The following is an 11,355-nucleotide window of genomic DNA, read 5'->3' on the forward strand; positions in this document are numbered from 1 at the left end:
TCCAATTCATGAAGTTTTAATTGATAAAGCTTTAATGGGATGGAAAGAATATGAATTGGAATTATTGCGTGATAGTAACGATAATGTGGTAATTATCTGTACGATTGAAAATATGGACCCTATGGGAATTCATACTGGAGATTCTATTACTGTTGCGCCTGCGATGACTTTATCAGACACTACATTTCAACGAATGCGTGATATGGCCATTTTAATGATGCGTTCTATCGGAAATTTTGCAGGAGGTTGTAACGTACAATTTGCCGTTTCGCCTGATGACAAAGAAGATATCGTTGCGATTGAAATTAATCCTCGCGTATCTCGTTCTTCGGCATTGGCTTCAAAAGCTACGGGTTATCCAATTGCAAAAATCGCATCGAAATTAGCTTTAGGTTACAATTTAGATGAATTGCAAAATCAAATTACAAAATCGACTTCAGCTTTATTTGAACCAACTTTAGATTATGTGATTGTAAAAATACCTCGTTGGAATTTTGATAAATTTGAAGGTGCAGATAGAACGTTAGGATTACAAATGAAGTCGGTAGGAGAAGTAATGGGAATTGGGCGTTCGTTTCAAGAAGCGCTTCACAAAGCAACTCAATCACTTGAAATTAAGCGAAATGGTTTAGGAGCTGACGGAAAAGGGTATACCAATTACGAACAAATTATCGAAAAACTAACCTATGCAAGTTGGGATAGAGTTTTTGTGATTTATGATGCTATTGCGATGGGAATTCCATTGAATAGAATTCACGAAATCACTAAAATAGATATGTGGTTTTTGAAGCAATATGAAGAATTATTTCATTTAGAAAAAGAAATTTCCAAATATAAAGTAGATTCTTTACCAAAAGAATTATTGTTAGAAGCCAAGCAAAAAGGATATGGTGACAGACAGATTGCTCATATGATGAGATGTTTGGAAAGTCAAGTTCACAAATTACGTAACGAAATGAATATTCAACGCGTTTATAAATTAGTGGACACTTGTGCCGCAGAATTTAAAGCACAAACGCCTTATTATTATTCTACTTTTGAGGCCGAAATTGAAAAGGCAGATGGTACAAGATACGTTCATAATGAAAGTATCGTAACAAATAAGAAAAAAGTAGTTGTTTTAGGATCAGGTCCAAATCGAATTGGACAAGGAATTGAGTTTGATTATTCTTGTGTGCACGGTGTTTTGGCCGCTAAAGAATGTGGTTACGAAACGATAATGATTAACTGTAATCCAGAAACGGTTTCCACAGATTTTGATACGGCTGATAAATTGTATTTTGAACCTGTTTTTTGGGAACATATATACGATATTATTCAGCACGAAAAACCAGAAGGTGTGATTGTGCAATTAGGTGGACAAACTGCTTTAAAATTAGCTGAAAAATTATCGAAATACGGAATTAAAATTTTAGGAACTTCATTTGATGCCTTAGATTTAGCAGAAGATAGAGGAAGGTTCTCTGATTTATTAACAGAATTAAAAATACCATTTCCACAATTTGGAATTGCTGAAAGTGCTGAAGAAGCCACGCTGCTTGCAGATACATTAGATTTTCCTTTATTAGTCCGTCCTTCTTATGTGTTAGGAGGTCAAGGAATGAAAATTGTTATCAACAAACAAGAATTAGAAGAACACGTAATTGATTTATTAAAATCGATTCCTGGAAATAAACTTTTATTAGACCATTATTTAGACGGGGCTATTGAAGCTGAAGCCGATGCTATTTGTGATGCAGATGGAAATGTTTATATTATTGGAATTATGGAGCATATTGAGCCTTGTGGCGTCCATTCTGGTGATAGTAATGCTACGTTACCTCCTTTTAACTTGGGTGAGTTTGTAATGCAACAAATAAAAGATCATACAAATAAAATCGCAGTAGCTTTAAAAACGGTTGGATTAATTAATATTCAATTTGCGGTTAAAGACGATATTGTTTACATTATTGAAGCCAACCCGAGAGCATCTCGTACTGTACCTTTTATTGCAAAAGCGTATGGAGAACCTTATGTAAATTACGCTACAAAAGTAATGTTAGGAGAAAATAAAGTTACTGATTTCGCCTATAATCCGAAATTAAAAGGATATGCGATTAAGCAACCGGTTTTCTCTTTTAGTAAATTTCCAAATGTAAATAAAGCCTTGGGGCCAGAAATGAAATCAACTGGCGAAAGTATTTTATTTATTGATGATTTAAAAGATGATCAATTTTATGATTTGTACGCTAGAAGAAAAATGTATTTAACGAAATAAATAAAAAAATCCCAATTGAAAGATTGGGATTTTTACTTTTTACTTTGCTGTTTTTTACTTTCTAACTGGAATATTTTCTAAAATTTCCAATACAAATTTCCAATATTTTTGAGCAGATGCAATATTTGCTCTTTCATCTGGACTGTGAGCGCCTTTGATTGTTGGTCCGAAAGAAATCATATCCATTTCTGGATAATTGGTTCCTAAAATCCCACATTCTAATCCGGCGTGACAGGCTACAACGTGCGGTTTAATTCCGTTTTGTTTTTCGTATATTGAAGTTAAAACATCTAATATTTCTGAATTAGCATTTGGTGTCCAACCTGGATATGAGCCACCAAAAGTAACTTCGCAACCCATTAATTCGAAAGCGGAACGTAAGGCATTTGCTAAATCAAATTTTGAGGTTTCTACCGAAGAACGCGTTAAACATTGTACGGTTAATTTACCATTAGCAACTGTGATTTTTGCGATATTATTTGAGGTTTCTACTAAATTATCAAAATCGGCACTCATTCTATATACGCCATTATGAGCTGCGTAAATAGATCTAACCATATAAAACTGTGCCATTGGTGGCATAACTTTAGTAGGTGTTGTTGCTGATTTTTCAATTACAATTTCTAAATTGGGTTCTGTAGTTTTAAACTCAGCTTTTATTTCATTGATAATTTCTTGCATATCAAACGTAAATGCTTCATCGTAAATAGGAGCAATGGCTACTTCAGCTATACTTTCTCTTGGAATAGCATTACGTAAGCTTCCGCCATTAATAGTTGAAATTTGTAAACCAAAATCTTCAAAACCATTAAATAATAAACGGTTCATAATTTTGTTTGCATTACCTAAACCTTTGTCGATATCCATACCTGAATGCCCACCATTTAAACCTTTTACAGTAATGGTATAACCAACAGCATCTGCAGGAGTGTCTTCTTCATCGTATTCTGCAACTGCAGTTACGTCAACTCCACCAGCACAACCTATATCAATTTCATCATCTTCTTCAGTGTCTAAATTTAAAAGAATTTCACCTTCTAATAAGTCACCTTTTAATCCCATTGCACCTGTCATACCAGTTTCTTCATCTATTGTAAATAAAGCCTCAATGGCAGGATGTGGAATTGTGGTACTTTCTAAGATTGCCATAATTGTAGCAACACCTAATCCGTTATCGGCACCTAAAGTAGTTCCTTTGGCACGAACCCAGTCACCATCTACATACATTTCAATACCTTGTGTGTCGAAATCAAAATCGGTATCATTGTTTTTTTGATGCACCATATCTAAATGTGATTGCATTACAATGGTTTTACGATTTTCCATTCCGGCAGTTGCAGGTTTCTTTATAATTACATTTCCAACTTCGTCTTTAATGGTTTTTAAACCTAATTCTTGACCAAATTTCATCATAAAGGCAATAACGCGTTCTTCTTTTTTAGATGGACGTGGTACGGCATTTAAATCGGCAAATTTGTTCCAAAGTACTTTTGGTTCTAAATTTCTTACTTCTTGACTCATTTATGAATTGTCTTTTTATATTATTTAATAAGATTTTTTTGAAATACAAAGTTACAAAGTTTAATTTCTTAATAAATGAAATTGTAGTTATATTTACAATTTAAATTCAATTTGTGAAGAAGTTATACTTTTTTATTATTCAAGTTATTCTGATTAATGTGCTTTCACTTTTTCCAGAAGTAGTAGAGCGCTTTTACAGTAATGGCTTGTATTTGTATCTTTCTAAGATTAGTCGATTACTCTTAGGTTGGATTCCTTTTTCTATAGGTGATATTTTCTATATTATTTTGATACTATTTGTTCTAAGATGGTTGTATAAAAATAGAATTGGTTTTTTTAAAAATTGGAAATCTAACGGTTTAACTATTTTGAATTTTATTTCGATTTTGTATTTCTTGTTTCATTTTTTGTGGGGATTGAATTATTACAGAATTCCATTGCATAAAAAAATAGGAATTGAAAAAGAGTATACTAAAGAACAATTGCAAAATTTGACGTTAAAATTAATTGCCGAAACAAATCATTTGCAACTTCAAATAGAAAAATTACATTATAAGAAAGTGGTTTATAACTACTCAGAACAAAAAATGTATGAAATGGCTTTAAACGGATATGCTAATTTACCTAAACCGTTATCGCATATTCATTATCAACATAAAAGTATCAAATCCTCCATTTTTAGTTTACCATTGAGTTATATGGGATTTGGAGGGTATTTAAATCCATTTACAAATGAAGCGCAGGTAAATAATTTAAAGCCGAAATATACTTCACCATTAACAATTTGTCACGAAATGGCACATCAAACCGGAATTGCCTCTGAAAGTGACTGTAATTTTATTGGATTTATTGCTGCTTCGCAAAATAAGGATGTTTATTTTAAATATTCTGCCTTTGCTTTTGCTTTGAATTATTGTTTGTATAATTTAGAAGTAATGGAAGCAGGCAGTAGTAAAACGTATAAAGTATTTATTAATAAAGGTGTTTTGGAAAATTTTAATGAAAACAAAACCTTTTGGAAACACTACCATTCTTGGATTGATACTTTTTTTGAATACATTTACGACACATTTTTAAAAATGAATCAACAAAAAGACGGAATGGAAAGTTATAGCAAATTTGTTGGATTATTAATTAATTACGATTTAAAACACCAGATAATTCATGCAAATTAACCCATCAATTAACGGTTGGATTGAAAAGTTTATTCAACAATATGCTGCTGATGTCGTTACATACGATACCGACGAGTCATTCTTTAGGGCTTCTCAAAAAAGTGGTTTGATTTATGGTTATGTTGTAAACTATCATCTAAAAACAGACATAGATGATGCGAAATGGGATGCTGAAGAAAAAATGAAAGTTGGTTTTTTAGCCACATTACTTGCTTTGTTTCAGTCTCATAAGTTGGATTCGAAAACTGCTTTTTTAAATGAATTGTTATCTTTTTACGATCAAATTTCAAAAGGTAAATTTAGTTTTTTAAATTTAGTTATGCCACAATCTAATTCCTACCAAAAATTAGAGAGTATCATTAATGAACGTTTGCAAACAAATGATAATATTTTGACCAAGAATTTTACACATATAGTAACCAATTCTATGTTGTATATTGATGTTTTGGCATTTGAATATTATATTAAAAACAAATCGATTTCACTTGATTTTTTTAAGAATTTAGAACGAAAATGTTTGGTATTAATTATGTTTTCTTTAAATGTGAAAAAACATAAATCGGAGTACGACATAATGCTTTTGAAAATGTTTGAAAATTCGTTGCGATATTCTAAGGTTTCTAAAATAAATGATAATGAAATTATTGATATTGTTTTTGAAGGGAATCGGTCTGAATTAGAAAGTTTATATCTATACGAAATTGCTCATATGACGTTGTTAAGTGATGGTGTTGTGTATGAAAACGAGCAAGTTTTTCTTTCAGAATTTGCTTTAAAATTAGGTTTAAATAAAATAAATCAAAACACTGGTTATGAATTAGTTGAATTTATAAATAAAAATAAAAATAATTTACCTTTTTATAATTTAAATCATCCGGTAAAGCAATTTTACACGAACACCCAAGATAATATTGCAAAGTTAGTAAGTAGGAATAAAACCCGTTTACTTAAAGAGCTTTCAGAGAGCAAAGAATTAGTAAAGTTATTAGGGAAATCAACTCAAAATGAATTGAGTTTTGAGGAAAAAAAGAAAGTAAAAAAACAGTTATTAGACATCTGCAAAAGCATTCCTTCTCTTACTATTTTTTTACTTCCGGGGGGTGGTTTATTATTGCCAATTTTAATAAAGTTTATACCACAATTATTGCCTTCTGCTTTTAATGAAAATTTAAAAGATTAATAATTCGAAATCCAAGAAAAATATTCGTTTTTAATTTCTTCGTGGGCGGCATTTATGTGTTTTAGATAAGCATTTGCGACTGGACTAAATTTTTTCCCTTTTAACCAAATTAATCGCCAGCTAGAAACAATTGGTAATTTTTTTACTGGAATTATTTTAAGATCACCTTTGTCTAATTCATTTTTCAATCCTATTAGAGGCATTATCGAAAGTCCTAATCCTGCAATTACAGATTGTTTTACTGCTTCATTTGAAGTTAATTGGAGTTTCATATTTGGTTTAATTCCGTTTTGATCTAAATAATTTTCCATTGTAATTCTTGTTGCAGATCCAGCTTCCCTATATATTAGCGGGTAATTTGCAGCGTATTCAGCTAAATCATTTTTAGGATTAATATCTACATATTTATTACCTATTAAAAACAATTTGTTTTCTAAAATAATTTTCGATTCAACTTCTATATCTTTTGGAAGTATTGAAACTAAAGCAAAATCAATTTCATTATTTTTTAACGATTTTAACGTTTTTGTTTTGTTAGTCACATCCATTTCCAATTCTATTTCTTTATTATTTTTAATAAAATCACTCAAAAAATAGGGAATTACATATTTTCCTGTTGAAACGACTGATATTTTTAATCTTCCTGATAGTTGCCCCTTGTAAGCTTGAGTTTTATAGTTTATTGCATATACTTCATTAAGAATTGCTTCTGCTGCAGTTGCAATTTCTTTTCCAAAATCGGTAATATAAATTTGTCTTCCCACCATTTCTGTTAATGGAATATCAAATTGGTTTTGAAAATTTTTTAATTGTATTGAAACCGCTGGTTGAGTAAGAAATAATTCTTCGGCAGCTTTAGTAATACTTAAAGTCTCTGTTATTTTATAAAAAACCTGAAGTTGGTGTAAGGTATAATTCATAAATATATGTTATGGTTTACATTACAAATATAAATAAAAATTTATGAATAAAAAATATCAATTTTGCAACATAAAATTATTTAACACAAAAATATAATGGAAAAAGAACAAGACTTTAAATTTATTGATGGTGTTTTTACTTTCGATGACGCGGACAAACTTTTAATTGCTTTGCTTAATTATAAAATCGATTATCATAATAGAGAAGATTTCAGTAACCATATCCGATTTAATCAAGAAATGGCACATTCAAAAGTTCGTATTCAAGAATTAATAGCAACTAAAGATGAAATTAAACAAGTTATTGCCAGTGCAAAAGAGAAAAATAAAAAATTGGTAATTAATAGTACGCTAACCATTCGTTTAGAAGAATAATATGTTTGCAGGTCGAAAAGTACTAATTGCTACAAAACATAAAAAAGAGCTTGTTATGACTCCTATTCTCGAGAAAGAACTTGCGATTAGTTGTTTTGTATCTAAACAATTTGACACGGATACTTTAGGAACGTTTTCTGGTGAAATTGAACGAAAATATGATGCCTTAACCACACTAAGAAATAAATGTATCCTTGCTGCTAATGCCTCAAAATCTGATTTAGTAATTGCTAGTGAAGGTTCTTTTGGAGCGCATCCGTCTATTTTTTTTGCACATGCTAATCAAGAATTAGTAATGCTAAAAGATTTTAGAAATGATCTTGAAATTATAGCAAAAGAAATTAGTTTGGAAACCAATTTTAATGGTCAAAAAATTTCTAATGAAACAGATTTACTGACTTTTGCCGAAAAAGTGAATTTTCCTTCTCATGCACTAATTTTAAAATCAGATGAAACTAACTTTTCAACTATTTTCAAAGGCATACAATCTGAAAACGAGTTGCTAGAAAAATTTCATAAATTAAATAATAAGAATGGTTTTGTATATGTAGAAACGGATATGAGAGCCATGTTCAATCCTACTCGAATGAAAGTAATTGAAAAAGCAACATGGCAGTTAATTGAAAAAATAAAATCACTTTGTCCTACATGTCAAACACCAGGTTTTGATATTGTAGATGCTGTTTCAGGTTTGCCGTGTGAGCTATGTAAAAATCCTACACGCTCCACTTTATATTATATGTATCAATGTAAAAAATGCCATTTTAGTAATAAAAAAATGTTTCCAAGAGGTATTACTTATGAAGAGCCAACCTATTGTGACACGTGTAACCCATAATTTATGATTCAAATTTCAAAAGATTTAGATTTTGCGAAAAATCTGCTAGAAAACGATGAAGTAGTAGCTATTCCAACAGAAACGGTTTATGGTTTGGCAGGTAATATATTTAGTGAAAAGGCAATAAAAAAAATATTTGAAACCAAAAAAAGACCATTTTTTAATCCGTTAATCGTTCATGTGCATTCCTTAACTTGTTTAGAAGCGGTATGTTCGGAGATTCCTTTAAAAGCGAAATCATTAGCTAATAATTTTTGGCCTGGTCCGCTAACGCTTGTGTTAAAAAAACGAAATTCTATTTCTGATTTGGTTACTGGCGGAAAAGATACAGTTGCAGTTAGAATCCCTAATCATCCATTAACTTTAGATTTATTGTCTAAACTAAATTTTCCATTAGCAGCTCCAAGCGCAAATCCTTTCGGTTCTATTAGTCCTACTACTGCAGAACATGTAGCAAATTATTTTTCAAATACACTTCCATTGGTTTTAGATGGTGGTAATTGTGAGAATGGTATAGAGTCTACAATAATCGGATTTGAGAATGAAGAGCCAATTTTGTTTAGACTAGGAGCTATTTCAAGAGAAGAGATTGAAAGCGTTATTGGTCCAATTTTACTTAAAAATAAAAACGAGAATGCTCCAGAGGCACCAGGAATGCTTACCAGGCATTATGCGCCCTTAACAAAAACTATATTAGTTAATGATGTAAAAAAAGAGATTGAAAAATATCCAACAAAAAGGATTGGATTGCTTTTATTTAATAATGTTACGATTGATAAAGAAGATGTAGTTGTTGAGATTCTATCAAAGAAAGGGAGTCTTAAGGAAGCTACAGCTAATTTATATGCGGCAATGCATCGTTTAGATACTCAAAATTTAGACCTAATTATTGCTCAAAAGTTTCCAGAAATCGATTTGGGAAACTCAATTAATGATCGTTTAGAACGAGCTACTAAAAACAAATAAAATGAATTTAGATTTACTATTTGAAAACCTCACGAACCCAGCGTTACTTTTTTTTATTTTAGGAATTGTAGCAGTAAAATTAAAAAGCGACTTAGAAATACCACCTAATTCTTCTAAGTTCATATCACTATATCTATTATTCTCTATCGGATTTAAAGGCGGACAGGAGTTAGCTCATAGCGAATTTACATTGGAAATTGTTTGGTCTGTTTTGTTCGGTGTAGTTATCGCATTGATTATTCCGATATATTCCTTCTTTATTTTGAGAAGAAAATTTAATGTTTTTGATGCCGGTGCAATAGCTGCCGCTTATGGTTCAGTAAGTGCGGTAACTTTTGTAACTGCTGCTTCTTTTTTAGAGATTCAACACATGACTTTTAGCGGGCATATGGTAGCTGTTATGGCATTAATGGAAGCACCAGCCATTATTGTGGGTGTCATATTAATACGAATGTTTGATAAGAAAAAAGAAACGAATACCTCACTTATATCTTTAATTAAGCATTCTTTTACCAATGGAAGCGTACTTTTAATTTTAGGTAGTTTAGTAATTGGACTGCTTGCTAGTGAAGAACAGGCGATGGGAATAAAACCTTTTACAAATGATTTATTTAAAGGTTTTTTAGCCATATTTCTTTTAGATATGGGAATTGTAAGTGGTAAAAAATTAGGAGATTTTGTAAAAAGCGGCTGGTTTGCAGTATTTTTTGCTCTGTTTATTCCTTTGATTAATGGTTGTGTTGTAGCTTTATGCAGTCAAATAGTAACGGACGATATAGGCAATCGATTTATGTTAGCGGTTTTAGCAGCAAGCGCATCATATATTGCTGTGCCTGCTGCTATGAAAATTGCCGTGCCAAAAGCAAATCCAGGGTTGTTTTTACCTATGACATTAGCAGTAACATTTCCTTTAAATATTACGATAGGAATGCCTATTTACTTAACACTAATTAAATGTTTGTAATTTTTTAGTTCGAAAACTTCAATTGATACACTTCATCTAATTCTTCATTAGAACTCATGTTTACGCCTAAATCGGTTACATAACCTGAATTTAAACCATAGGTCCAACCGTGAAGTGTAAGTTCTTGACCATTTCTCCATGCATTTTGAACAATTGAAGTTTTCGCTAAATCAAATACTTGTTCTTGCGCGTTGACTTCAACAAATTTATTAAATCGTTCTTCTTCATCTTCAATAGTATTTAAATATGTTTCATGTAATCGATAAACATCTTTAATGTGACGGATCCAGTTATCTATTAATCCAATAGATTGATTACCCATAGCAGCTTTTACTCCACCACAACCATAATGTCCACAAACAATTACATGTTTTACTTTTAATACATTTACAGCATAATCTAATACACTCAGCATATTCATATCACTATGAATAACCATATTTGCAATATTTCTGTGCACAAAAACTTCACCTGGTTTTGCTCCAATAATTTCGTTAGCTGGCACACGACTGTCTGAACAGCCAATCCATAATAAAGGTGGTTGTTGTCCTTTAGCTAAATCTTTAAAATATTCTACATCAATTGCTAATTGATTTTCAACCCATTTTTTATTGTTGTCTAAAATCTTTTTGTAAAAATCATTACTCATTTTTCTATATTTTTATTTATTACTTCTTACTATTTCTACTTTTCGTTTCAATGCATTGTATTTTTTTTCAAAAGTTACAGTGCTTTTAAAATATTCATTATTTTCTAAATTATATGCTTTTTTAAAACCTTCTAATTTCACATCAATATTTAATTCTTTTGCATTAACTTCTGCAAATTCTGTAATCAAAGTTAAAATATCGTGTGCAATATAAACAGTATTTGATGCATTAATGGTTACAAAAGCATTTTCTGGTATTTCAGATAATGTTGTTTTTATTGCCGCTTTGTTCAAAAACGAAACTTCCTGTGCTAAATCGATATGAATAATATCGCCATCGTGATATTCTTCTTTTTTGAAATGATAAGCTCGTTTCATATTACCCTTTAAAACAAATATAACGCTAATAATCATTCCTAAAGCCACACCTTTTAATAAATCTGTAAAAACTACAGCACCAAAAGTAGCTATAAATGGAATAAATTGATATTTTCCTTTTTCCCAAAAATG

Annotated in this window: 10 protein-coding genes and 1 pseudogene; 7 read left to right on the top strand and 4 right to left on the bottom strand. The window is 30.8% G+C overall.

What is annotated here, in order from left to right; translation table 11 throughout:
- On the top strand, nucleotides 1–2,257 hold a 2,257-nt coding region (carB, locus tag ACIQ11_RS05090), incomplete at its 5' end, for a carbamoyl-phosphate synthase large subunit (protein WP_396153417.1).
- Nucleotides 2,258–2,311: 54 nt separating this feature from the next.
- On the opposite strand, the gene ACIQ11_RS05095 is transcribed toward carB, so the two are convergent.
- A complete protein-coding gene (locus tag ACIQ11_RS05095) occupies nucleotides 2,312–3,778 on the bottom strand; it encodes an aminoacyl-histidine dipeptidase (RefSeq protein ID WP_396153419.1) in 1,467 nt (488 codons plus the stop codon).
- A gap of 113 nt (nucleotides 3,779–3,891) precedes the next feature.
- Between ACIQ11_RS05095 and ACIQ11_RS05100 the strand changes: the two genes are divergently transcribed.
- Nucleotides 3,892–4,953 (top strand): DUF3810 domain-containing protein, encoded by a 1,062-nt coding sequence (locus ACIQ11_RS05100; RefSeq protein WP_396153421.1) that lies wholly within the window; start codon nucleotides 3,892–3,894, stop codon nucleotides 4,951–4,953.
- Entirely contained in the window at nucleotides 4,943–6,133 is a 1,191-nt protein-coding gene (locus tag ACIQ11_RS05105) for an LETM1-related biofilm-associated protein (protein ID WP_396153423.1), read from the top strand. The genes ACIQ11_RS05100 and ACIQ11_RS05105 overlap by 11 nt, the downstream gene beginning before the upstream one ends.
- Here ACIQ11_RS05105 and ACIQ11_RS05110 read toward each other — a convergent pair.
- Nucleotides 6,130–7,053 (bottom strand): LysR family transcriptional regulator, encoded by a 924-nt coding sequence (locus ACIQ11_RS05110; protein ID WP_396153425.1) that lies wholly within the window; start codon nucleotides 7,051–7,053, stop codon nucleotides 6,130–6,132. The genes ACIQ11_RS05105 and ACIQ11_RS05110 overlap by 4 nt on opposite strands.
- Nucleotides 7,054–7,149: 96 nt before the next feature.
- Here ACIQ11_RS05110 and ACIQ11_RS05115 point away from each other — a divergent pair, with 96 nt between their 5' ends.
- The 4 genes from ACIQ11_RS05115 to ACIQ11_RS05130 are packed head-to-tail and all read left to right on the top strand — an operon-like array spanning nucleotide 7,150 to nucleotide 10,196.
- The gene (locus tag ACIQ11_RS05115) at nucleotides 7,150–7,428 is read left to right on the top strand and encodes a hypothetical protein (RefSeq protein WP_396149887.1); all 279 of its coding nucleotides are present in this window, start codon (nucleotides 7,150–7,152) and stop codon (nucleotides 7,426–7,428) included.
- A 55-nt stretch (nucleotides 7,429–7,483) separates the two neighbouring features.
- Entirely contained in the window at nucleotides 7,484–8,266 is a 783-nt protein-coding gene (locus ACIQ11_RS05120) for a DUF6671 family protein (protein WP_396153427.1), read from the top strand.
- Between the two features lie 3 nt (nucleotides 8,267–8,269).
- Entirely contained in the window at nucleotides 8,270–9,232 is a 963-nt protein-coding gene (locus ACIQ11_RS05125) for an L-threonylcarbamoyladenylate synthase (protein WP_396153429.1), read from the top strand.
- Nucleotide 9,233: 1 nt separating this feature from the next.
- On the top strand, nucleotides 9,234–10,196 hold the full coding sequence (locus ACIQ11_RS05130; RefSeq protein ID WP_396149893.1) for a sodium-dependent bicarbonate transport family permease: 963 nt from the start codon (nucleotides 9,234–9,236) through the stop codon (nucleotides 10,194–10,196).
- A gap of 4 nt (nucleotides 10,197–10,200) precedes the next feature.
- Here ACIQ11_RS05130 and can read toward each other — a convergent pair whose 3' ends face one another.
- The gene (can, locus tag ACIQ11_RS05135) at nucleotides 10,201–10,845 is read right to left on the bottom strand and encodes a carbonate dehydratase (protein WP_353079079.1); all 645 of its coding nucleotides are present in this window, start codon (nucleotides 10,843–10,845) and stop codon (nucleotides 10,201–10,203) included.
- Nucleotides 10,846–10,857: 12 nt separating this feature from the next.
- Nucleotides 10,858–11,355: pseudogene (locus ACIQ11_RS05140) on the bottom strand (SulP family inorganic anion transporter); the annotation flags it as partial.

Source organism: Flavobacterium sp. (assembly GCF_044361065.1).
In the GTDB taxonomy this organism is placed as follows: Bacteria; Bacteroidota; Bacteroidia; order Flavobacteriales; family Flavobacteriaceae; genus Flavobacterium.

Coding starts and splice junctions, on each gene's coding strand:
- ACIQ11_RS05120 (WP_396153427.1), top strand. CDS start 7,484: ATGACTCCTATTCTCGAGAAAGAACTTGCGATTAGTTGTTTTGTATCT.
- ACIQ11_RS05115 (WP_396149887.1), top strand. CDS start 7,150: ATGGAAAAAGAACAAGACTTTAAATTTATTGATGGTGTTTTTACTTTC.
- ACIQ11_RS05095 (WP_396153419.1), bottom strand. CDS start 3,778: ATGAGTCAAGAAGTAAGAAATTTAGAACCAAAAGTACTTTGGAACAAA.
- ACIQ11_RS05130 (WP_396149893.1), top strand. CDS start 9,234: ATGAATTTAGATTTACTATTTGAAAACCTCACGAACCCAGCGTTACTT.
- ACIQ11_RS05110 (WP_396153425.1), bottom strand. CDS start 7,053: ATGAATTATACCTTACACCAACTTCAGGTTTTTTATAAAATAACAGAG.
- ACIQ11_RS05125 (WP_396153429.1), top strand. CDS start 8,270: ATGATTCAAATTTCAAAAGATTTAGATTTTGCGAAAAATCTGCTAGAA.
- ACIQ11_RS05105 (WP_396153423.1), top strand. CDS start 4,943: ATGCAAATTAACCCATCAATTAACGGTTGGATTGAAAAGTTTATTCAA.
- can (WP_353079079.1), bottom strand. CDS start 10,845: ATGAGTAATGATTTTTACAAAAAGATTTTAGACAACAATAAAAAATGG.